Genomic DNA, 23,126 nt, shown 5'->3' on the forward strand with positions numbered 1-23,126 from the left:
GTGCTGGGCGATCGGGGTGCCGGGCGGGTTGGTGGGTGGTACAGGTCCGCCGCGGGCCGATGCCCGGAGGCGGGGTTGCCGCTGGGTAGGGTGGTCGCATGGCGGATGAGGAGTTTCGGGTTGAGGTTGTGCTCGGGAACGAGGAGCACGGGTTGACGTTCTGGGAGCGGTTGCGCGCGCTGGATCTGGACGACGACGCGCAGAAGCGGCTCGGGAGTCAGGTCACGGTGACCCGGGACGGGAACCGGATGCTGATGTACACGCACACGCTCGACGACGCCCAGGAGGCCGAGCGGACCGCCAAGGACCTGGTCGCGCACGACCACCTCGAGGCGACGTACACGATCACCCGGTGGAACGCGGCCGAGCAGGAATGGGCCGACCCGAGTGAGCCCGTCGGCCCGCACGACGCGGCCAGTGACGCGGCGAAGAACGCGAACATGGAGGTCCCCGACCCCCGGTACGTCGTGATGCAGGCGTACAAGCCCGAGTTCCTCCGCGATCTCGGCCTGTGAGCACAACGCCGGCCATCAGCGGCGAGCCCGAGCGTCCTTAGGCTGGCGGGCATGGATGTCGTACTGAGGCCTGCCGGCGCGGACGACGTGCCGCTGTTCCAGCGGTTCGCGGTCGAACCGGGACTGATCGGGCTGGACTGGAACGGGTTCCGGGACGCACAGAGCCCGGTCCGGCGGTACGCCGAGGACGGGTTCCTCGGCCCCGATGACGGGCGGCTGATCGTCCGGTCCGGAGACGAGACCGCCGGCTTCGTGAGCTGGCGGTCGGGGTCGTTCGACGGGCGGACGAAGTACTGGGAGATCGGGATCGCGCTGCTGCCCGAGTACCGCGGGCGCGGGATCGGGTGGCGGGCGCAGGCGCTGCTGACGGCGTACCTGTTCGAGCACACGCCGATCTATCGGGTCCAGGCAGCGACGCATCCGGAGAACGTCGCGGAGCAGAAAGCGTTGGAGAAGGCGGGTTTCCGGTTCGAAGCCGTCATCCGCGGCTGCGAGTTCCGCGGCGGGCGGATGCGGGACGGGTATCTCTACAGCAGGTTGCGCGACGACCCCGACCCCGTGCTCGGCAACGGTTCGGTGACGGGATCCGGTGAGGAGGCGGTGCGGGAACCTCTCGCGGATTAGTCTCGGCGGGTCGCTGCGCGCTCACCCGGCGTGTTTCTGCGACTCTGAAAAAGCTGAGGGAGAGAGGTCGCCCGTGTCGCGTCGACGAGGTCTGGTTGCCGGTGCCGTCGTACTGTCGTTCGTCCTGGCCGGATGTTCCGACGTGGCGGCGAGCGAGACGAGCCCTTCGGACACACCGTCCTCGAGCAAGACCACGACCGCGACGCCGTCGAGCACGCCGACCCCAACGGTGAAGCCGACGCCCACCGCGAAACCGAAGCCCAAGGTGAAGCAGAAGCCGGCGTACTACGCCCTGCGCGTCGAACGGCAACTGGACAAGCTCGGCTACCCGGTCGGCGACATCGACGGTGACATCACCGCCCGCGCCAAGCAGGCGCTCTGCGCATGGCGCGAGACCAACGGGCTGCCGGTCAGCCGCGACGGCCTGACGCTGACCGACGCGTACTCGGTGCTGAACGCGACCAAGCGCCCCACTCCGACCCGCTCCCCCGGCCTGTACGTCAACAAGACCTGCCAGATCCTGTACCAAATCGTCGGGAACACCTACAAGCGGATCGTCTGGATCTCCACCGGCGCGCCCGGCTACGACACCCCGAACCGCACCGGCAAGGTCTGGCGCAAGTGGGCCGGCGCCCACGAGAGCAGCCTGTACGACGACGCGTACATGTACGACTCGCTCTACTTCCTGAAGGACCGCCCCGGCATCGCGCTGCACGGCTCCCGGGTCAACTCCCTGATCAAGCCGTACCCCGCCAGCCACCGCTGCGTCCGCGTGATGCGCCCGGAGATCCACCAGATCTTCGCCGACACCCCGATCGGCACCAAGGTCCAGATCTACGGCGACTTCTAGCGCCCACCGCAGTGGAGGCCCGACGTCCAGTCGCCGCATCTGCAACGCACGACAGATTGGCTCATGGATCGTCGTGGGCCAGTCCCTGACCTGCGAGTTCTTGCCGGTTGGTACCCATCGACTGCCAACGCTTGTCGGCACTCCACGGAGCAATGACGGAGCAGCGAGGCCCCGATGCACGACCGCTCCGACGCCTCGTTTTGGACCGCGCGAGCCTCAATCCCGGCGACAGGAAGCCGCTGACCACTCGTCAGGTCGAGGACCGACGCCTGGCCACAGGCTCAGCCAGCGGCTGCGTGGGTTGACCAACCGATTGGCCGGCTGCTGACCGGCGCATGTCCTCGCGGCCTCGCTGTGAGCCTCGGCCTGGGCCTTCGCCGCCGGAAGTTCGGTGTCCGCCCTGTCGAGCCGGCGTTCCCAGCGTCGCTGCATCGGGCGGATCAACCCACAGCCGGCACCGACCACGAGGACTCCGCCGATCGTAGCCAGAACAGTGATCAATACCGGGGTCGTGACGGTCGTGGCGACACCGATCTGGTCAGCACCTTGTCGACAACTTTCGCCAGCTCCTTGGCGACCAGCCACCCAATTGATATCGACTGCTAGAAGAACAACGCTGCGATGTCCGCCGGCGGCCTTGCTGCTCGTGTGTCTGGACAACTGTTGTGGGTACCGGAGTGGCAAGGGAAGTGAAAAGGGTGAGCGAAGCAACGGAAAGGGATGCGGCCGGCATCGTCCGGATTCGCGTCTGGTTCGGCGGGTGTCCGATCGTGGACTACACCACCAGTGAGAGTGCAGCTCGCACGCAGGCGGACGGGCTTGACCGGCGGTTCGTCGGTCTCCGGGTGACAGTCGAGCTCAGTCGTTACACATCCGCGGCTACTTGGCGCGCCCCTTCGGTCGTGTGCCAGCACTGTGACCGTTCGTGCCGCACGCTCCCCGCCGATCGCGACCCCTGAGTACAGTCGCTTCCATGGCCTCTTCCGCGACCAAAGGATCCGCCGGCCGAGATGCCCCTTGGCACGAGGGCGTGCGGGTGCGTGGGGCACGGCAGAACAACCTGAAGAACGTCGACGTCGACGTGCCGAGGGACGCGATCGTACTGTTCACCGGCGTCTCCGGTTCAGGAAAGTCGTCCCTTGCCTTCGGCACCCTGTTCGCCGAATCGCAACGACGTTACCTCGAATCGGTGGCGCCCTATGCCCGGCGACTGATCGATCAGGCCGGCGTTCCCGATGTCGACGAGGTCGAAGGTCTCCCGCCGGCCGTCGCACTGCAGCAGCAGCGAGGAGCCGGCAACGCGCGCTCGAGCGTTGCAAGCCTGACCACCCTGGGGAGTCTGGTCAGGATGCTGTACTCGCGCGCCGGCGTCTATCCGCGGGGCCAAGCCATGCTGTACGCCGAGGATTTCTCTCCCAACACCGTTCAGGGAGCCTGTCCGACATGCCACGGCATCGGACGGGTCTACGAGGCCACCGAAGAGCGGATGGTCCCTGACCCTTCGCTGACGATCCGCGAACGCGCGATCGCCGCCTGGCCGACCGCGTGGCACGGACAGAACCTGCGCGACATCTTGACGTCCATGGGCTACGACGTCGACATCCCCTGGCGCCAACTGCCCAGGAAGCAGCGCAACTGGATCCTGTTCACCGACGAACGTCCCACTGTCCCGGTCTACGCCGGCCTCACCCCCGCGGAGACCCAGCAGGCGATCCAGGAAGACTGGGAACCGAGCTACCAGGGCACATTCGTCGGCGCGCGACGGTACGTGCTGGACACCTTCGCGAACACCAAGAGCACCGTGGTGAAGAAGCGCGTGTCCCAGTTCGTCACCAGCCAGACATGCCCGCAATGTCACGGCAAGCGACTGAAACCTGAAGCGTTGACCGTGACGTTCGAGGGCCTGGACATCGCCGATTTGACGAGGCTGCCGATGGCAAGCCTGGCCGAGCTGGCCGAAGGTGTCCTCGCCCAGGACTGGGTACCCGCCGACAGCGGCCCGAAAGCAGTCTTGGACCGGGCCAGTCGCAAGGCAGCGACACAGCGCCGAGCCGCCGCCGGGGGGTCCGCGCACACCGGCGCTCCGGATGTGCGTCGCACTGTCAACATGTCAGAAGAGAAGATCGCTGCGGCTCGGCGGCTGGTAGAGGAACTCCTCGAGCGACTCCAACCCATCATCGACCTGGGCTTGGGATATCTGTCCTTGGACCGCGCTACACCGACGCTGTCGGGCGGCGAACTGCAGCGACTCCGCCTGGCAACACAGCTGTCCTCGAAGCTGTTCGGTGTGGCCTACGTGTTGGACGAGCCGTCAGCCGGACTCCATCCGCGCGACCTCGATGCCCTGCTGAGAATCCTTCGCGGCCTCAAAGAACGCGGCAACAGCGTCTTCGTGGTGGAGCACTCCCTGCCGGTCATCGCCGAAGCGGATTGGCTGGTCGACATCGGCCCTGCTGCAGGGAAGCATGGCGGGCGAGTCCTGTACAGCGGTCCCCCTGCGGGATTGAAGGCTGTCAGCGAGTCGGTCACCCGGCGCTACCTCTTCGACGCCACCACACCGGCAAGGCGGACAGCCCGTGAACCAAGCAGCTACCTGTCCCTGCACCAGGTAACCCGCAACAACCTTCACGATGTGTCGGTCCAGATCCCGCTAGGTTGCCTCACCGCTGTCACCGGTATCTCCGGATCGGGCAAGTCCAGCCTGGTCAGCCAGGCCCTGCCGACGCTCGTGAACGCCGCTCTAGGCCGAAGCGCCACCGATACACCGGCCGACGCCGACGTGCTACTCACCGGTGATCAAGGCTCGGTGCACGGCCGAGCCGAGGTAGAACACGGAACCATCAGGCGAGTCGTAGCCATCGATCAGAAGCCGATCGGCCGCACCCCGCGGTCGAATGTGGCGACGTACACCGGACTGTTCGATCACGTGCGTGACCTGTTCGCCACCACGCCCAAAGCGCGGCGACGGCGCTACAAAGCCGGTCGATTCTCCTTCAACGTCGCCGCGGGCCGCTGCCCGACGTGCGAAGGCGAGGGCTTCATCATGGTCGAACTGCTCTTTCTACCGAGCGTCTACACGCCCTGCCCCGACTGCCACGGCACCCGGTACAACCCGAGCACACTCGAGGTGACCTGGCGAGATCGCAACATCGCGCAAGTGCTCACCATGAGCGTCGACGAAGCCCACCAGTTCTTTCACGACCACGATGAAGTCGCCGCGCCACTCGCCGTCCTGCGGGATGTCGGGCTGGGCTATCTGAGCCTCGGCCAACCAGCACCCGAGCTGTCCGGAGGAGAAGCCCAACGCGTCAAACTCGCCTCTGAGCTGCAACGAGCGCAACGAGGCGACATGCTCTATGTCCTGGACGAGCCCTCGGCCGGACTCCATCCCGCCGACGCTGACCGGCTTCTCACGCATCTGCAAGGACTCGTCGACGCCGGCAACACCGTCGTCATGGTCGAACTGGATATGCGGATCGTCGCACAGGCAGACCACGTCATCGACATCGGTCCAGGCGCCGGCGCCGACGGAGGCCGGGTCGTCACTACAGGAACCACCACAGAGGTCGCCAACCACACCAGCGCAACCGCCCCTTATCTCCGCGACGCTCTGCGGCGGGCAAAGCCCAGGACCTAGCCCGAAAGTCGACGGTCGCGCCACAGCCTCGACAGACTTCTGTGAGGAGCTCCGGCTCAGCCATGGCGGACGACCCCGAGAGCGTTCGACCAGGAGACGAGCTGGTCCAGGAGCTCGGTGAGGGCGTCTTCCTGGCGTTGCGCCGGGCGGAGGACGGTGAAGTTCTCGAAGTCGGTGAAGAACGACAGCACGACCTGGCCGCGAACTGTCGCGAGCTGCAGTTCCGCGACGATCAGGCGCAGATGCTCGACCGCGCGAGCCGCGCCGACAACGCCGTACCCCACGAACCCGGCGGCCATGTTGTTCCACTCGCGGTACAGGTAGTCTCGATCGCGTTCTTCAACGCACCGGACGTGGAGTGGTTGTACTCCGGCGTCACGAACACGTACCCGTCGAACCGGTCGATCGTCTCCGACCAGCGCCTCGTGTGCTCCCCCGCATACTGCCCCGCGGACGCCGGCAGCGGCTCGTCCAGATGCGGCAGCGGGTAGTCGAGTACGTCCACCAAATTCGAGGCGGAAGTCATTCGAGTCCGGCGACAGATCAAGCGGCTCGGCCAGCACTACGTCTATGCCCTCCCGAAGAACGACACCGAGCGGATCGTGCCGATGCTCGGACCTGCAGCTCACGCTCGGGAGCCGCACCGGCCAGTCAGGATGTCACGGCCTGAGGCCCCGGAGGGCGGCGCTCGTGGGTCGGGCGGGGCATCCGGCAGGCGGCCTGAGGGGACAGACGTGTGGGGCCGGAGGATACGATCGTTCCGAAAGTTTCAGCCGTCGCACGGGGAGGTAGTTCGGTGGCTAAGGAGCGAGCGACGATCGCGGCGATAGCGGCCGAGGTCGGGGTTTCCGTCCCGACCGTCTCACGGGTCCTCAACGGGCGCAGCGACGTGGCCGAGGCCACGCGGGCTCGGGTCGAGGAGGCGCTGACCCGCCATCAGTACCGCAAACCCGTGGCTTCGAACCCAGCCGCTCGCTCCAGCCAGCTGATCGATGTCGTGTTTCACTGGTTCGGCAGCGCCTGGGCACAGGCGATCATCGTCGGCGTAGAGCGAGCTGCGGCTCCCGAGCACATCAGTATCGTGTTGTCCGAACTCGGAGGCTCTCATCGGCCGGATCAGGAGTGGCTGGACAGCATCATGGCGCGCCGGCCTGTGGGCGTTCTACTGGTCCTCTCCGGTCTTGACGCGACGCAACGCGACCAACTGAGTTCGCGGTCCATCCCGTTCGTCGTCCTGGACACGGACGGCGAGCCGCCGGCCGGGCTGCCGTCGGTCGGGTCGAACAACTGGAGTGGGGGCCTGTCCGCCACCCGGCACCTGATCGGTCTCGGCCACGTCCGGATCGCGGTCATTTCCGGTCCTGAGGATGTGCTGTGTAGCCGCGCCCGGGTGGACGGCTTCCGGTCCGCGCACGACGAGGCCGGGATCCCCGTCGATCCGAAGCTGATCTGCTGGGGAGACTTCGAAGCACCGGCCGGGTACGACCATGCTGTCCGGTTGCTCCAGCAACCGGATCGGCCGACAGCGATCTTTGCCGGGTCCGACTCCCAGGCCCTCGGTGTGATCCGGGCCGCCCACGACCTCGGTCTCCGGGTACCGCAGGACCTGTCGGTCGTGGGCTATGACGACGTACCGCTGCTGGAATGGGTCACCCCGCCGCTGACCACGGTGAAGCAGCCGCTGTCGGAGATGGCGACGCTCGCCACTCAGATGCTCATCTCAATGTCCCGCGGCGAGCCACTGTCGGCCAATCGGGTCGAGCTCGGGACCGAACTGATCGTGCGGAAGACGACTGCGCCGCCGGCCGGCTGACAGCTAGGAGGGCTTCAGCGGCCGAGTCTCGCCTCGGCTCGCACGGCACCGACCGGAAGATGCGCGATCCCGTTCAGATCGCCCACCGAGAATTCGAAGTCTCCGGCGAAGGCAGTCAACGCGATCCGGCCGTCGCGATCGGTGATGTGCTCGGTTTCGGCGACCCACCATTCGTCGCGCACCAGTGAGCGGAGCGCGTGATACGCCGGCTTCTCCGATCCGTCGGCGCGAATCAGGCCGCAGGGTGCTCCCAACCAGGCGCTCGCGTCGTCAAATCCCCAGTAGGTGACAGCTTGTACGGCCGGATGGGACACCAGAGTGCGGTAGTGCCTGACGATCTCGTCAGCTTGGCGGAGCTCACCCTCGGCTGTGCTCGGCCACGTCTCGACCCGATAGTCGTTGAGATCGTTCACCTCCGATGGCATCAGGTGGCCCGACACCAGGGTCGTTTCGGTCCAGTGCAGTGGCAGGCCGAATCGGGCGAAACGGTCGCAGACGTCCAGGAGATACTCCTCCCCGCGGAATCCCTGATGCATATGGGACTGCAGGCCGATGACGTCGATGGCGACGCCGGCGTCAAGCAGCTGCGCCAGCAGCTCCTCGAATCTCGGACCGAGGTCGAAGTCGTTGATCACCAGGGTCGCGTCACGGCTGACGGACCGTGCCTCGTCGACCGCCATCCGAACCATCTCGACGCGCCCTTTGTCCGCACACATCCGGCTTACGGCGTTGGGTACCCCGTCGGGTTCGTTGCTGAAGACAGGCATGATCAGTGCTTCGTTGATCACGTCCCACACGTCGACCAACCCCTTGAAGTCACCGACTTCACGGCGGATCCGCAGGCGCAGTGCCTGCTCCGCCTCGGCCAGCGGCATGGCGTCGGCCCACCGGGCCTTGACCGTGTGCCACACCAACGGATGGCCCTTCAACCGGACACCTCTGTCAGCGAGTTGCTGAGCGACCAGAAGCAGACGATCACGCTCGGTGTGCCCTGGCGCAGCTTCGTAGCGCCCCCAGTAGAACGGGAGCGTCGCGGTGTCGAAGAGCGCGAGCCACGGTTCCAGCAACGGCGTACCTTCGGAGGTCATGTGCGGGGGCGTACAGCCGAAGCCGAAGGCGTGCCGGAGTTGGCGAATTCGCACCGATTGGTCGGTCAGCGGCCTACCATCAGGACCTGCAACGGTGATCACCGCGTGGGTCTGGCGGTGCTCATAGACGCTTCCTCGGTCGACCGCAGTCGTCACTTCGATCCTCTCGTTGCGGGAGCTGGTTTCGCAGCAGGGCGTCGCTGGTCCAGCTCACTCGTCGCGGATGAACCTGGCGGCCACGTCGGCCTCGATCGGCTTGGCAATGAGCCATAACAGGCAAACGAACGCCCAACTCATCAGGACCAGCACAGCCTTGGACCACAACCCGGCCACAGCCACCGCGACGATCATCAGGGACAGCAGACCAAGGCTCGCCTTCCATTGGCTGATGACCTCGACGGCCGCGATCCTCATCGCGTCACGGGTGCGAAAGGAGAACAACGACGTGACCACGAGCAGCTGGGCAGACCAGACGCCTAGCAACACGAGCAGAGCGAGACTGACCGGTCGCATCGTTGGCCACACCCCGGCGTAACCAGCGAGGACAACGTTCATCACCAGGAACGTTGCGACGACCAGTACCAGGACCCACCATTTCAGGGTGTCGGCGAGATTCAGTCGGTAGCCACGAATCAGCGCCTTCGAAGGCTCGAGATCCGGGGAATCTCTCCAAGCCCGCAACGCATAGACCGCCGCGGACCCGGCCGGGGCGATGGGCACCAGAGCGGCCATGAACAAGACCACGTTCGACGGGTCGGCTCGGAGAAATGTCCACAAGATCAACGTCGGAAGGCCGTTCAGGAATCCGAACACGGCGAGGATCAGGTAGCGGTAGACCGCGGCGGCGAGCCGGGACAGGATGCCGGATCCTGTCTCATCGTTCTGGTCGGCCCGGGTCATGCCGTCCGGCCGGGGTGTGTCCGCGATGTCCCTACCCCTTCACCGAACCGAGCATCACGCCTTTGACGAAGTGGCGCTGAACGAAGGGATAGACGCACAGGATGGGGATGATGGTAAGGATCATGGTCACCGACTGGATGTTCGCCGAGACCGCGGCAGTGGTGGTGCCTGCCGCGGCCGCTCCTTCGCTGGCCGTCGTCGAGGCACCGGCGATCAGGTTGCGCAGGAACAGCGTGACTGGGAACTTGTCGCTCTGATCGAGGTAGAGGAAGGCCGCGAACCAGTCGTTCCAGTAGGCGACCGCGTAGAACAAGACCATCGTGGCGATGATCGCCTTCGACAGCGGGAGGACGATGCGGAAGAAGATCCCGAACCAGCCGAGTCCGTCGATCTGAGCAGCTTCCTCGAGGTCCTTGGGAAGGCTCTCGAAGAACGATTTCATCACCAAGAGGTTGAATACCGACAGCGCGCCCGGCAACACGATCGCCCACATGGTGTTCTTCATGCCCAACGACGAGATGAGCACATAGTTCGGCACGATGCCGCCGTTGAAGAACATCGTGAACACCGCTACGCCGATGAGCAGGTTGCGGCCGCGGAGATGCGGCTTGGACAGCACGAAGGCGAAGGTGGTCGTCAGGACGATGGCGATCAGCGTGCCGACAACGGTGTACATGACGGTGTTGGCGTAGTTGCGCCAGAAGGTGCCGTCCTCCATCACCGCCCGGTAGGTCTCGACGTTGAAGCCGACCGGCAGGAAGCTGACCTTCCCTGCCTTGATCGCGCCCTCGGAGCTGAACGACTGAGCCAACACCGTGATGAAGGGGTACAGCATGAGCGCACACAAGGCGATCAGGAACGCGGCGTTGACGACCCGGAAGGCGCGGTAACTCCGGGAATCGCGCATCCCGGCGGTACGACGAGATGTGGCCGGCCGCACCTCGGATGCGGGTTGGGAGATGTGGTTCACCATAAGCTCGCTCCCACCAGTCGTCGCGAGATCGTGTTCGCGGACAGCACCATCGCGAGTCCGATCAGGGCTTGGAAGAGCCCGATGGCCGCGGAGTAGCTGAGGTTGTTCGACATCAGTCCTACTCGATACAGATAGGTGGAGATCACGTCGGCGGTCGAGTAGGTCAACGGGTTGTACAGCAGCAGCACCTTTTCGAACCCGACGGCGAGGAATGACCCGATGTTGAGGATCAGCAAGGTGATCATGGTCGGCCTGATCCCCGGTAGTGTGACGTGCCAGGTCTGCCGCAGACGACTCGCGCCGTCGATGGCCGCCGCCTCGTACAGGCTGTCGTCGATCGTCGTCAGCGCGGCCAGGTACAGGATCGTCCCCCAGCCAACCGTCTGCCAGACCTCGCTACCTACATAGATCGTGCGGAACCATTCGGGCCTTTGCAGGAACGGGATCGCTTCGCCGCCGAAGGCGGTGATCAACTGGTTTGCTGTGCCGGTCGCCGACAAGAGCTGGATCGTCATTCCGGCGATGATCACCACCGACAAGAAATGTGGCAGGTACGTGATCGACTGCACGATCTTCTTGAAGTGGGACCTGCGCACCTCGTTGATCATCAGGGCCAGGACGATCGGCAGCGGGAACGTCACCACCATGGTCAAGCCACCGAGGATGGCGGTGTTGGCGAAGACGTGCCAGAAGGACGGGTCCTGGATGAACATCCTGACGTAGCGCAGGCCGACCCATTCGTCCCCGAGGATGCTCCCACCAGGCCGGAAGCGGCGGAACGCGATCACATTGCCGAGCATCGGCGCGTAGCGGAAGACGAGGAGGAAAACCACGGGCAGGATCGCCAACGCATACAGCTGCCAATCGCGGCGCAGATCCTGTCTCCACGAGCGATGGGGACTACTGGTCTTCCTCGCTCGCTTGTTCTTGGCCGAGGTCTCTTCGCGCAGACCTGTGGTGAGCGTTCTGTTCGCGTCTTCGCTGGAACGACCCACGGGTTCTACAGCGGAGTCACCTCCCGTGACAGTCACGTCGATGCCTGCCTCTCAGTCGCCTGCGGGATCACGTATCAGCCGTGCTCTTTCTTGAACCGCTGGCGAGCCTTGTTCTTGATCTCGAGGTACTGATCCAGGCCCTTGGCCTTCAGCTCGGAGACGTACTTGTCCCAGTCGCTCAAGGGCCGATTGCCGAGGATGAACTTCAGCGTGTTGGTGTCGACCGCGTCCTTGAGAGGCGTCGCGAGCAAGGTTGCCTGCTCGAGCTCGCCCTCGGTCAGTGGTGCCGGCGGATTCGGGTCGCGCGGCTTGCGGGTCTTGAGGACGGTGTCGATGTAGTTGATGAAGGCCTTGGAGTTGTAGGACTCCTTCAGCGCTCTGGACTCGGTTGCCTCCGCCGGGAAGGTGGAGAAGCCGAGCACTTTCTGGATGTCGGTCTTGCCTTTCGGGTTGATGTCGAAGGCTCCCAGCGAGTACTGCGGCTTGAGAGCGATTTTCCCGCCGGCGTCCTTGGTGTATGTCTGGTCCTTGACGCCCCACCGCCAGAACTCGCGGGCGTCCGGGCTGTAATACATCCAGTCCATGAATTGCAACGTGGCCAGCAGGTTCTCCGAATCCTTCAATTTGGAGTTGAGGCAGAAACCGTGCCAGAAGTTCCGCGGTTCCACGACCATGCCGGCCGGCCCTCCGGGTGGCGCGATCTGCAGCAGTTCGAAGTTCCTCGGCCCGACGGTCTCGTTGAGCGCCTTCGCGAAATCGATCACCGTGCCGTTCGATCCCGACGCGGCGAATACCTTGTTCTGGGCGATCTTCTCCGCGACGCTCCCGCCGCCGTTGCCGTCATTGCTCGCGGTCAACGACTCCGGATCGAGCAAGCCGTCGGTCACCAGGCTGTTGAAGTACTCGAGCATCTGCTTGTAACCGTCGCCGATCGCGCAGTACTCCAGGTCGCCGGAACCGTTGGGCATCGTTCCGTCGCCGAATCCCCAACCTGCCCGGGTACCGAAAGCGTGTGACGCGTAGTTGATCAACGACTGTGCCTCGAACCCGTCGGCCAGCGGCATCGACGCCGGGTACGCCTTCTTGATCAGCCGCAGACCGGTTCGAAGGTCGTCCCAGGTTTCAGGAGGCGGTGCTCCAACCTTGTCGAAGACATCCTTGCGGATGATCAACGTGAACACCGGCACGGACACCTCTTGCAAGCCGGGCACCATGTAGTACTTGCCGTCGGCCTGCTTCAGGTTGTCGATCATGCCCTGCAGATTCCACTCCTTGACGTACTTCTGGAAGTTGGGCATGTGCTGGACATAGTCACTCATCGGCAGGATCGCGCCAGAAGACACGAACGGCGTCTCATCACCGGTATAGATGAGGGGGATTGCTGCCGGCGCGTCGCCGGCGCTGAGCAGCAGGCTTCGCTTCTCGGTGGCGTCGCTGAACGGGATGTGGGTCAACTTCAGTTCGACCTTTGTCCGCTTCTTGATCTCGTCGAACACCTCCCATGTCTTCGTCACGGGCAGGTCGGGCCAGTCTGTCCACAGCATGGAGACCGTGAACGGTGCGGTCGCTGTGAACTGGCTGTCCGCGGCGAATCCGTCCATCGCCCCGGTGGCTTGATCCTTCAGGTCTTCGGCGGCCCCGCTCTTACTGCCGCCCGTGCTACATCCGGAAGCAACGAACAGCCCACCTGTAGCGGCAGCGGCCAGCCCCAGGAAATGACGACGCCTGATCGGCGTCGAAGACACGAAGGTCATGATTCTCCTCTTCGAGATCGGCGGGGTTCGAGTTGTCCGGACAGCTTGGACGTACTTTCACAGACCCACCCACTGAAAGTTTCGGGCCAGCGCCGAGACTTTCGAAGAGTAAGTTTCATCACAACCGGTGTCAAGACTTCACCCAGGAGCTGGCCTTCGGTGGCCAAATGGGGATATCAGCAGGTCGCCGGCGAGAAAGCCGGCCCTCGTCGATTACGGGGCCAGGCCGCCCATCCGCGAGGCATCGCAGCGTCTGGAAAGCGCCGGAACCAACCGGCGACTTCGAGTGGCCGGCCTTCAGCGCAAGGCTTGGAGGAGTCGTTCGACGGCCTGTACCGCGGTCGGTAGCGCGTCGGGAGCGAACGGCCCGTCGCGGTAGACGTAGGCGTACGACTCCTCCGCCTCGTAGCCGCCACGCGCCAGGTCTCCGGGACCGACGAGGTACCCGATCATCCCGTCGCTGCACGTCAGCGGAAGAAGTTCGTCACCGATCGCAGCCTTGAGTGCGTCACCGACTTCGGTGGTCACCTCGGCGTTCATCCCCAGCAGCGTGAGCTGACCAAGCCGCAGTCCGCTGAGAACCAGCCGCGGCTCGGTCACGGCCAGCGCTGCGCGGCGTTCGTTCAGTTCCGCCCATACGCCACCGCCCGGCTCTGCGACGCGGGAGAGTGGAAGGTCGACGGACAGCCGCGCGAACTCGACCTGGTTCGCATGCAGGGGCTTCTCCCCCGACGCCAGCGCCGAGGTCGCCGCGTCGGCCAGCGCCGAACCGGCCGAAACCGCATCGTCGTCGTCTCCGGCGTGGAAAGAAGTGCCGTCAACCAGAACCGACGGGTTCACGTCACCCGCGCACGACTGCAACATCGCGACGCTGCCCGTCCCCAGGTACGCCGCGATGCGGTCGCGCACGACACCGGGAAAGTCGGCCGAGACCGTGTGCCCCTGCACCGTGACCGGATGGCACGCGAAGTGCACCAGAGCGGCCTGCACCTCCCCCTCGCTCCGGGCGGTGATCACGCGGACGGTGTTGTCCACCCGGCGATCCGGATCGGGAACGATCGGACCACGAGGCCCGCCGCCGCGGCGCGCGATCCCCGCGTCGCTCCAGCCGTGTGAGATCGACAGTTCAACGGGCACCAGGTACTCCGCTGCTCGCCGGCACGCCGCGACGGTCCGCGACTCGAGTTCGGCGACGTACCCGAGATCGACCTTGCCGAGCCGTGGCGAGAACGCGGGCTCGGTATGGGGAGCGGCGTGCGTGTGCGACGCATGCAGCACGACCGCGTCAGGACTCACCCCGACGGCGTCGGAGACCGCGGCCGCGATCCGGGCCCGGCTCTCAGCTCCCCACCACAACAGGTCGGCACACACCAGGATCGCCTCCCCGGCCGAAGCCTGCCGACCGGCGAACGCGAAGGCCTGTAACCGCAGCGGGCTCGCGATCCGTGCGTACGGCCCGGTCCGCGCGGCGAACCCGGCCAGTTCCACCGGACTCGTCGGCGTGATGTCGGCAGTCGCCGAACCCATCAACAGCACGGCAGGCACCTTCTTCCGGCGGGGTCTTCGGACAGCTGGCGCGTGTCGGATCTCAATTACGGTCCTGACCGTAATGGTCGTGCCCGGTGCGCCGGATGTCAACACACGGCCCAGGCCTGTTGCCAGCACCCGTGGACGAGGCGGAAGGTGGAGTTGGCAAGACCAACGGACTCGACCAGTGGATCCGAGATGACGACACCCGCAGTCCCGCTCCCGCTCCGGGCCGGTGCGGAGATGACCGCGCTGGCTCGGTTCCACCGGGACGTCCGCTGGACCGGCAGCATCCAGCCGGGGGCGATGGGACCGGACAGTCCCGCCATGACCGCGGTCGGCGAGGGACGCCACCGGATCATCCAGGACGGGCTCTGGATCGTCGGCGACTACCGCCAGGACCAGTACCTGCTCGACGGGACCTTCGTCCTCACCTGGGAACTGCACTGGACCGCCGGATGGTCGGCCCAGGACAGCGAGTACCGCGCCGTGATCGCCGACAACTACGGTCATCTCGAGGTGCTCGCGGGACGCATCGCGGGCGATCTGCTGACGTTCCAGAGCACCGGCCGGCCGCCGGTCCGGATCCGGCTGCACTGGCAGATCACCGGCGAGGACACCATGATCTGGCGCAACGAGGCCTCCGTCCAGGGCGACCCGTACGAACTCGTCGAGCGCTACGTGTGTACGACGATCAGGTGAGACCCGAAGGTCCTTCCAGAAGAGTGCCTTCAGGCCTGGAGGAACGAGCACGATCGGCCGGATACTGAGGAGAGAAACCAACGGGAGACAACCAGCGGGGGTCTGGAGGGTGGGGATCATGCTGGTCCGTGAGGCCATGACCACGCCGGCGGCCACAGTGACGATGCAGGCCTCGACCGAGGCGGCCGCTCGGTTGATGCGAGACGAACAGATCGGTGCGATTCCGGTCGTGGACCGCCGCGGGGTTCTCGTCGGGGTCGTCCGCCGACCAGACCTCGAAAAGGCCGGCCGGCAGTGTGTCGGTGACACGATGCGCCATCACGTGGTCACGATCGGTCCTGACGACGAGATCCACGAGGCCCTCGACCGGATGTGCGCGGCGATGGTGGACGGTCTCCCCGTCGTCGACGGCACCCGAGTGGTCGGCACCGTGCGCCGGGCCGATCTCACCGAACTGCTGTCCCCGCCGTGCCAGACGTGCGAGGTGGAGTACTCCGCCGGCACGGCCCGCGACGCCGACGCCGTACCGGCTGCGACGTAGCGATCGGCCGAAAGGGGCAGCCTGGGGCCGTGAACGACTGGGCCTTCCGCTTCTGCGGCTACGACCCCGCGGACGAACGCCGGCGCGAGGCGCTCTGCACCGTCGGGAACGGGTACTTCGCCACGCGAGGTGCCTGGGCGGGCACTGTCGCCGGCCCGCACCACTACCCGGGGACCTATCTGGCGGGTTACTACAACCGGCTCCCGGATCAGGTCGACGACCACGAGGTCGAGAACGAGAGCCTGGTGAACCTCCCCGACTGGCTGCCCCTGACCGTGGCCGTCGACGACGGTGGCTGGCTCACGCCCGGCAACTGCGAGGTCCTCGAGCACGACCAGGAGCTGGACCTGCTCCGCGGTGTCCTCACGCGGCGGTTCCGGCTCCGCGATCCACTCGGCCGGGAGGTCAGTGCCGTCGAGCGCCGCTTCGTGAGCATGGCCGAGCCTCATCTGGGCGGCCAGACGCTCGTGATCACCGTCCCGAACTGGAACGGTCGCCTCCGGCTCGGGACCGCGGTGAACGCCGACGTCCAGAACTCGGGTGTCGAGCGATACCAGAAACTCAGCGGTCATCACCTCACCGACGTACGCACCTCAACGGCGGACGCCAGCCTGCTGGTCAGCGCGACCCTGAGCCAGTCACGCCATCGCATCGCCATCGGAACCCGGACCACCGCCGCGCGCAACGGATCACAGGTCACCGACTGGACCTTCGGGACCGGCGCGTACGCCGAACTCGTCGTACCCGTCCGGGCCGGCGATGTCGTCACCGCGGAGAAGGTGGTCGCGGTGCACGGATCGCGCGATCCCGGCATCTCCGAGCCGCTCCTGGCCACGCGCGTCGCACTCGCGAACGCACCCGGTTTCGACCGATTGCTCGCGGCTCACGTGCTCGCCTGGTCTCATCTCTGGCAACGCTTCTCCCTGGAACTCGAGGAGCCGTTCGACGGGACGCTGGCGGCTGTCCGGCTGAACCTGTTCCATCTGCTGCAGTCGGTTTCGCCGCACAGCACCGAGACCGATGCCGGCGTACCTGCTCGTGGACTGCACGGCGAGGCGTACCGCGGTCACGTGTTCTGGGACGAGCTGTTCATCTTCCCCGTACTGACGCTCCGGATGCCCGCACTGACGCGGGCGCTACTGCATTACCGATACCGGCGACTGCCGGCCGCGAGACAGGCGGCCCGGTCAGCCGGTTACCCCGGAGCGATGTATCCCTGGCAGTCCGGGAGTGACGGCCGCGAGGAGAGCCAGCGACTGCACCTGAACCCGTTGTCGGGACGGTGGACCGAGGACGCGACGTACCGGCAGCGTCATGTCGGTTTGGCGATCGCCTACACGATGTGGCAGTACGTCGAGATGACCGGCGACCTCGAGTTCCTCGGGGATCACGGTGCGGAGGTCATCGTCGAGGTCGCCCGGTTCTTCGCCGGTCTGGCGGAGTACGACCAGGGTCGCGATCGCTACGTGATCCGCGGTGTCGCCGGCCCGGACGAGTTCCACACCGGCTATCCGGAGCGGCCGGCCGCCGGGATCGACAACAACGCCTACACGAACCTGATGGCCGTCTGGTTGTTCGGCGTGGCCGCGAAGGCGCTCGACCGGCTCCCCGGGTGGCGGCGGATCGAGCTGACCGAGTCGCTCGGCCTGCGTGCCGAGGAGCTCAGCCACTGGGACGAGCTGACCCGCCGGATGTTCGTCCCGTTCCACGACGGCGTGATCAGCCAGTTCGAGGGGTACGAGCGACTGACCGAGCTCGACTGGGACCACTACCGGGCGACGTACGGCGACATCCGGCGGCTGGACCGGATCCTCGAGGCCGAGGGACGCGACGTCACGGCGTACCAGGTGTCCAAGCAGGCCGATGTGCTGATGCTGATGTACCTGCTGCCTCGCCGTGAGTTGCGGCAGTTGATGGGGCGGCTCGGCTACTCACTGACCGCCGAGGTCGTCCGCGAGACGATCGAGTACTACCTCGCCCGCACCTGTCACGGCTCGTCGCTGAGTGCCGTCGTCCATGCCTGGGGGCTGGCGATGCTCGATCCGGACCGGTCGCTGGGGTTCCTCGAGCAGGCACTGCACAGCGACGCCGGCGATCCACGCCGGACAGGTACGACCGCGGAAGGCATCCACCTCGCCGCGATGGCCGGTGGCGTCGACCTGATCCAGCGCTGCTTCACCGGCCTGAGCGCGGCGGACGACCTCCTCCGCCTGCACCCGCACTGGCCTGACAGGCTCGGCACGCTCCGGATGGTACTGCGCTATCGCGGCCACCGGATCGTCGCGGAAGTGGCGGCGGCGGAGGTGACCCTCACCGTCGACCCAGGCCCCGGTCCAGCCATCACCGTGCGCTGCTTCGGGCGCACCCGTGTCCTCGGACCAGGCGAGTCTCAGACCTGGTCGGGCTTGCCGCGGCCGTAGATGAAATAGACGATCGGCAGCACGCCGGCCGAGTTGGTCACCGCGAGGGCAGCCGCCCACCAGGCCTTCGAGCCGCGCACCTCGGTGGCCGGCCGGCGCCACAGATCGACCAACGCGGCGATCTTCAGTACGCCGTCGACAGCGCCCGCGACAACCACGATCCGGCGCTTCCGAGGACTCAGATCCTGCCATGTCGTCCTGGCCACCCCTCCACGATGCCCCCGCCACTGTCCGACCGCAAGCACGCTGCCGGGCGAGTTGCCGGCCCATGACCGGACACGACCTAAGCTGGGCCGATCATGGGGTCGACGACATCCGAGGCCGGGGATCAGTCCCGGCTTCGTCAGCTCAACGAGCGGGCCGTGCTGGCCGCGGTGCGGTCGGCCGGCGAACTGCGGGTCGCGCAGATCGTGGAGCACACCGGCCTCGGACGGACCGCCGTCGAGGAAGTGCTGGCCAGTCTCGTGTCCCGTCGGTGGCTGGCCGAGAGCAGCCCGGCCGTTCGCGGCCGCGGCCGCCCGGCGCGCAGCTACCGATTTCGTACCGAAGCCGGCTACATCGTCGGGCTCGACATCGGTGCGTACTCCGTCCGCGGCGTGCTCGCCGACCTCGGCGGCCGCATCCTGGCGAGCGCCCGGAAGTCCGTGACCCCCGAGGCGTCGCGGCGCAAGAGGCTGGCAGCGGCCGACAAGGTGATCGCCGACTGTGCCCGTGACGCGGGTGTCGCGGCGAGCAAGGTCTGGGCGGTCGGCGCCGGCACCACCGGACTGATCGATGCCGCCGGCATCGTTGTGCAGGCCAACGCCATCCCGGACTGGGCCGGCGCGAACCTGACCGAACACTTCGCTCAGAGTCCGACGCGACTCGTTGTCGTGGACAACGACAGCCAGCTCGCCGCCCTGGCCGAACAGCGTCGCGGCGCGGCGGCCGAGGTCGCGGACATGGTGCTGCTGCACGCAGGCCGGCGTACCGGTCTGGCTCTGGTGCTCGACGGGCGACTCCGACGCGGCGCGCACGGTGCCGCCGCGGACATGTCGGCGCTGCCGGCGGTCGCCTGGGAAGTAGCGATCGAGCACCTGCATGCCGTGGTGCCACCGGAAGTCCCGATCGCGCAGCGTGCCGAGCGCGCCTTCGCCGCCGCTCGCGAAGGGGATCGAGCAGCCCAACGAGCCGTACGCCGCTACGCCCGGGCGATGGCCGTCGCAGCCGCGACCGCGATCGCGGTGGTCGACCCACGACTGCTCGTTCTCGGCGGCACGTTCTCGCAGGCGGCCGACGTACTGATGGACCCGCTCGCCGACGAGCTGGCCCGACTCTGCCCACGCCTGCCCGAGCTGCGCGCGTCGTCGCTCGGCGACATGTGCGTGGCCATCGGCGCGGCCTGCCTGGCCCTGGATGCGGTCGACGAGCGGCTGCTCGCGCCCGCCCGCGGCGCGCTGCCGGTCCTGACCGCACGCAGTATCTGACGTTCGCCTTTTGTTTCCGCAGTCGATTGACGCGCGTCCGCTTCCGCGGTTATTAATGTCGGGAAGAGGCAATAATGAACACTAATGCGCGTCCCTCCCGCTCAGGAAGTAGGTCTGCAGTGAACAGTCGGATCCGCCGCCGCACGTTCCTCACCGCCACCGGGGCAGTCGCCACCGCAACCGCCGTCGGCGACATCGCCTACGCCACGCCGGCCGCGCTCGACAACGCTTCGGAGTACGTCGACGTCCAACTGCTGAACATCACCGATCTGCACGGTTACCTGCAGCCGACGACCCCGAGCCAGGGCAGCGTCATCACCGGCGCCGGCGGGGTGCAGGTCACCGTCGGCGGTGTGGGCTACCTGGCCACGCACCTCAAGCGGCTGCGCGAGGGCCGGCCGAACTCGATCTTCTTCTCGTCCGGCGACAACTTCTCCGGCTGGCCGTTCGAGGTCGACGCGCACGCGAACGAGCCGACCGTCGAGGCGCTGAACGCACTCGGGCTGCAGTTCAGCACCGTCGGCAATCACGAGCTCGACCAGTCGGTCGAGTTCCTGATCGACCACATGGAGCGCGGCAAGCCGTACCCGGTCAGCGGCCGCGACGACAACTTCGTCGACTCGACGGGGCATCGCTTCCGGGGCGCGAACTTCCGTTTCTACACGGCGAACATCGTGCACGCGGACTCCGGCCGGACCATCCTGCCGCCGTACAACATCGAGTGGGTCGACGCGGGGCTGGGCCGCAAGCTGCCGATCGCGTTCATCCACTTGACCGTGGTCGACACCCCGACCGGCTCCACGTCGTACCAGCCGGGGCTGCGCGCGCTGTCGGACCTCGAGCAGGCCAACAAGCTCGCCGCCCAGCTGAAGAAGCGCGGCGTGAACGCGATCGTGATCAACATCCACGACGGTGGCGTCGCCGGGAACGACTACAACGCCGGGACGAATCCGTCCGGACCGGTCTTCCAGCTCGCCGCGAACGCGTCGCCCGACATCGCCGCGATCGTCACCGGGCACTGGCACTGCCGCTTCAACATGATGGTTCCCGACCCGAACGGCGTACCCCGGCCGGTGGTCGAGGCCGGAAACCACGGCTCGCTGATCAGCGAGATCAACCTGAAGCTCGACCCGCGGACCGGAGCGGTGATCCGCGAGCTCACCACGTCCACCAACCACGCCAACACCCGCGACGTACCGATCGACCCGGAGCTCCAGTACATCGCCGACTACTGGAGCGCCCAGGGCAAGAAGCGGTACGCGACCCCGCTGGCGCGCATCACCGGCGACTTCACGCGGACGCCGAACGCGTCGGGCGAGAGCACGATGGGCAACCTGGCCGCCGACTTCGCCTATTGGGACGCGAACCAGCACCCCGACGGCCAGGCGGACCTGGCGCTGATCTCGGTCAAGCCGGTCTCCGGTTCGAACGCGCTGACCGGCGACCTGCGGTACGCCAAGGGCACCGACCCGGCCGACTCCGACGGCACGGTGCTGTTCGGCGAGGCCTGGAACGCCTTCGGCTACGGCAATCCGGTGCTCACCGTGACACTGCCCGGCACCCAACTGCACGCCGCGTTCGAGGCGCAGTGGGTACCGCAGGCCGACGGCACCGAGAAGTTCGCGCCGTTCGCCTTCTCGCACAACGTCAGCTACCGCTACGACACCAGCAAGCCCGTCGGTCAACGCGTCGACCCGGCCGCCGTACTCATCGACGGCAAGCCGCTCGATCTCAACCGCGACTACCGCGTCGCCGCGCTCGCCTACACCCTGATCGGCGGCGACGGGACCAAGGTGTTCACCGGCTTCACGAATCCGGTCCGCAACGACCGCGACCACGAAGGCTTCATCGCCTACCTGCGCGCCAACCCCGTCCTCACACCCGCGCCGCTGGACCGCGCCCAGCCGGTCTGACAACCCCCGAGCGATCGGTAGCCGCCGACCCCCTCACCGCATCGGCCAGCCTCGCTGCTCGGTGCGGTGGGTGGCCAGGTAGTCGGCCAGCGCGAGCGCCCGCAGATCTTCGTGGTGCGGTACGGCGAGTTGCACGCCGATCGGCAAGCCTGCGCTCGACCACCCGGCGTTGACCGTGATCGCCGGGTGCTGGGACATGTTGTACGGCACCGTGAACGCGATGTGCTCGAACGGTCTGGCCGGGTCGTCGGTTGGATACGCCAGCTCGGCCGGGAACGCGGTGATCGGCGCGACCGGCGACAGGATCACGTCGTACGTCGTGAACACCTGCCCGACCGCCGCGGCCATCGCGCCCATCTGACTGTGACCGTGGAACACGTCGAACGCGGACAGTTCCCCGGCCGTCGCCACCCACTCGCGGATCTGCGGCAGGACCTTGGCCCGGCGTTCCTCGGGCAGCGCAGCGATGTCGCTGGCGGACCGCACCCGCCAGAAATGGTCCAGCCCGTCGAGCATGTCGCGGGTGATGATCGGGTCGATCGGCTCCACGATCGCCCCGGCGCTCTCGAGCAGGGCGGCCGTCGCCGAGACCGCGGCGGCGACCTCTCGGTCGACCGGCAGGCCGACGCCCGCGTCGAGCAGCAGCGCGACCCGCAGTCCCGCGAGCTCGACCTCGAAGGCATCGGACGCCGGCGGGATCGACGTGTGGTCACGCGGGTCGTATCCGGACATCACCGACAACGCGAGCGCCGCGTCCGGCGCCGTTCGGGTGAGCGGCCCGATCGCCCGGCCCGGGTACGGGTTCCCGACCGCGATGCGCCCGTGCGTCGGCTTCAGCCCCACCAGCCCGCACCAGCCGGCCGGCAGCCGGATCGAACCGCCGATGTCCGTGCCGACGTGGATCGGACCGTACCCGGCGGCCGCCGCGGCCGCGGCACCGGCGCTCGACCCGCCGGCGGTCCTGGACAGGTCCCACGGGTTCCGCGTCAGGTGATGGAACGTGGACACCCCGGACGAGAGCATCCCGTACTCCGGCATCGTCGTCTTGCTGAAGATCACCGCGCCGGCGGCCCGCAGCCGCGCCGCCGCCGGTGCGTCCTCGACCGCCGGGATCAGCTCGGTCGCCGCGGTCCCCTGCGGAACCGGCGTACCCCTGGTCGCGATGTTCTCCTTCACCGTCACCGGTACGCCGTCCAGCGCCCCCGCCGTACCCTCGCGCCAGCGCCGCTCCGACTCCTGCGCCGCGACCCGGGCACCCGACGCGTCGAGTGCGTACAGCGCACAGATCTGCGGCTCGACCTCCTCGACCCGCGCGAGCACGGCGTCGACGACCTCGACCGGCGAGAGCGATGCATCGGCATACCGGGCCATCAGTTCGGTGGCCGTGAGGTCTGCGAGGGTCATGTGG

General features: G+C 66.9%; 20 protein-coding genes. 10 read left to right on the forward strand and 10 right to left on the reverse strand.

Going from position 1 to position 23,126, the window contains the following annotated elements:
- Positions 1–98: 98 nt before the first annotated feature.
- The 4 genes from ACFYRH_RS19210 to ACFYRH_RS19225 all read left to right on the forward strand — a co-directional run bounded on the left by ACFYRH_RS19210 (position 99) and on the right by ACFYRH_RS19225 (position 5,626).
- Positions 99–515, forward strand: a complete 417-nt coding sequence (locus ACFYRH_RS19210; RefSeq protein ID WP_387776469.1) for a hypothetical protein — start codon at positions 99–101, stop codon at positions 513–515.
- A gap of 51 nt (positions 516–566) precedes the next feature.
- Positions 567–1,139, forward strand: coding sequence for a GNAT family N-acetyltransferase (locus ACFYRH_RS19215; RefSeq protein ID WP_387776472.1), 573 nt, complete (start codon positions 567–569; stop codon positions 1,137–1,139).
- 73 nt (positions 1,140–1,212) lie between these two features.
- On the forward strand, positions 1,213–1,989 hold the full coding sequence (locus tag ACFYRH_RS19220) for a L,D-transpeptidase family protein (protein WP_387776475.1): 777 nt from the start codon (positions 1,213–1,215) through the stop codon (positions 1,987–1,989).
- Between the two features lie 973 nt (positions 1,990–2,962).
- Positions 2,963–5,626, forward strand: coding sequence for an excinuclease ABC subunit A (locus ACFYRH_RS19225; RefSeq protein ID WP_387776478.1), 2,664 nt, complete (start codon positions 2,963–2,965; stop codon positions 5,624–5,626).
- Between the two features lie 56 nt (positions 5,627–5,682).
- Here ACFYRH_RS19225 and ACFYRH_RS19230 read toward each other — a convergent pair whose 3' ends face one another.
- Together ACFYRH_RS19230 and ACFYRH_RS19235 are read right to left on the reverse strand one after the other, a co-directional pair.
- Complete coding sequence (locus tag ACFYRH_RS19230; protein ID WP_387776481.1) at positions 5,683–5,910, reverse strand: hypothetical protein; 228 nt, start codon at positions 5,908–5,910, stop codon at positions 5,683–5,685.
- Positions 5,859–6,152, reverse strand: coding sequence for an NADPH-dependent FMN reductase (locus tag ACFYRH_RS19235; RefSeq protein WP_387776484.1), 294 nt, complete (start codon positions 6,150–6,152; stop codon positions 5,859–5,861). The genes ACFYRH_RS19230 and ACFYRH_RS19235 overlap by 52 nt, the downstream gene beginning before the upstream one ends.
- 270 nt (positions 6,153–6,422) lie before the next feature.
- Between ACFYRH_RS19235 and ACFYRH_RS19240 the strand changes: the two genes are divergently transcribed.
- On the forward strand, positions 6,423–7,439 hold the full coding sequence (locus ACFYRH_RS19240; RefSeq protein WP_387776487.1) for a LacI family DNA-binding transcriptional regulator: 1,017 nt from the start codon (positions 6,423–6,425) through the stop codon (positions 7,437–7,439).
- Positions 7,440–7,453: 14 nt separating this feature from the next.
- Here ACFYRH_RS19240 and ACFYRH_RS19245 read toward each other — a convergent pair whose 3' ends face one another.
- The 6 genes from ACFYRH_RS19245 to ACFYRH_RS19270 all read right to left on the reverse strand — a co-directional run bounded on the left by ACFYRH_RS19245 (position 7,454) and on the right by ACFYRH_RS19270 (position 14,685).
- On the reverse strand, positions 7,454–8,527 hold the full coding sequence (locus ACFYRH_RS19245) for an endo-1,4-beta-xylanase (protein WP_387776490.1): 1,074 nt from the start codon (positions 8,525–8,527) through the stop codon (positions 7,454–7,456).
- 210 nt (positions 8,528–8,737) lie between these two features.
- The gene (locus tag ACFYRH_RS19250) at positions 8,738–9,427 is read right to left on the reverse strand and encodes a hypothetical protein (RefSeq protein WP_387776493.1); all 690 of its coding nucleotides are present in this window, start codon (positions 9,425–9,427) and stop codon (positions 8,738–8,740) included.
- Positions 9,428–9,458: 31 nt separating this feature from the next.
- Positions 9,459–10,397, reverse strand: coding sequence for a carbohydrate ABC transporter permease (locus tag ACFYRH_RS19255; protein ID WP_387776496.1), 939 nt, complete (start codon positions 10,395–10,397; stop codon positions 9,459–9,461).
- On the reverse strand, positions 10,394–11,248 hold the full coding sequence (locus tag ACFYRH_RS19260; protein ID WP_387776499.1) for an ABC transporter permease: 855 nt from the start codon (positions 11,246–11,248) through the stop codon (positions 10,394–10,396). The genes ACFYRH_RS19255 and ACFYRH_RS19260 overlap by 4 nt, the downstream gene beginning before the upstream one ends.
- 221 nt (positions 11,249–11,469) lie before the next feature.
- Positions 11,470–13,149, reverse strand: coding sequence for an extracellular solute-binding protein (locus ACFYRH_RS19265; protein ID WP_387776502.1), 1,680 nt, complete (start codon positions 13,147–13,149; stop codon positions 11,470–11,472).
- Between the two features lie 297 nt (positions 13,150–13,446).
- Positions 13,447–14,685: a hypothetical protein gene (locus ACFYRH_RS19270; protein ID WP_387776505.1), complete on the reverse strand. Its 1,239-nt coding sequence runs from the start codon at positions 14,683–14,685 to the stop codon at positions 13,447–13,449.
- A 189-nt stretch (positions 14,686–14,874) separates the two neighbouring features.
- Between ACFYRH_RS19270 and ACFYRH_RS19275 the strand changes: the two genes are divergently transcribed.
- The 3 genes from ACFYRH_RS19275 (at position 14,875) to ACFYRH_RS19285 (ending at position 18,339) form a co-directional block, all read left to right on the forward strand.
- Positions 14,875–15,378 carry a hypothetical protein gene (locus ACFYRH_RS19275; RefSeq protein WP_387776508.1) on the forward strand — a complete coding sequence of 168 codons (504 nt, stop codon included), beginning with the start codon at positions 14,875–14,877 and terminating at the stop codon, positions 15,376–15,378.
- A 118-nt stretch (positions 15,379–15,496) separates the two neighbouring features.
- Positions 15,497–15,919: an HPP family protein gene (locus ACFYRH_RS19280; protein WP_387776511.1), complete on the forward strand. Its 423-nt coding sequence runs from the start codon at positions 15,497–15,499 to the stop codon at positions 15,917–15,919.
- A 29-nt stretch (positions 15,920–15,948) separates the two neighbouring features.
- On the forward strand, positions 15,949–18,339 hold the full coding sequence (locus ACFYRH_RS19285) for a glycoside hydrolase family 65 protein (protein ID WP_387776514.1): 2,391 nt from the start codon (positions 15,949–15,951) through the stop codon (positions 18,337–18,339).
- On the opposite strand, the gene ACFYRH_RS19290 is transcribed toward ACFYRH_RS19285, so the two are convergent.
- On the reverse strand, positions 18,309–18,545 hold the full coding sequence (locus ACFYRH_RS19290) for a DUF5652 family protein (RefSeq protein WP_387776517.1): 237 nt from the start codon (positions 18,543–18,545) through the stop codon (positions 18,309–18,311). The two genes, ACFYRH_RS19285 and ACFYRH_RS19290, sit on opposite strands and share 31 nt — an antisense overlap.
- A gap of 93 nt (positions 18,546–18,638) precedes the next feature.
- Between ACFYRH_RS19290 and ACFYRH_RS19295 the strand changes: the two genes are divergently transcribed.
- Complete coding sequence (locus ACFYRH_RS19295; RefSeq protein WP_387776520.1) at positions 18,639–19,805, forward strand: ROK family protein; 1,167 nt, start codon at positions 18,639–18,641, stop codon at positions 19,803–19,805.
- A 119-nt stretch (positions 19,806–19,924) separates the two neighbouring features.
- Positions 19,925–21,718, forward strand: a complete 1,794-nt coding sequence (locus ACFYRH_RS19300) for a bifunctional metallophosphatase/5'-nucleotidase (RefSeq protein ID WP_387776523.1) — start codon at positions 19,925–19,927, stop codon at positions 21,716–21,718.
- Positions 21,719–21,751: 33 nt separating this feature from the next.
- On the opposite strand, the gene ACFYRH_RS19305 is transcribed toward ACFYRH_RS19300, so the two are convergent.
- Positions 21,752–23,122 (reverse strand): amidase, encoded by a 1,371-nt coding sequence (locus ACFYRH_RS19305; protein ID WP_387776526.1) that lies wholly within the window; start codon positions 23,120–23,122, stop codon positions 21,752–21,754.
- Positions 23,123–23,126 lie beyond the last annotated feature (4 nt).

The sequence above is a fragment of the Kribbella sp. NPDC004875 genome, assembly GCF_042873375.1.
Lineage (GTDB): Bacteria > Actinomycetota > Actinomycetes > Propionibacteriales > Kribbellaceae > Kribbella.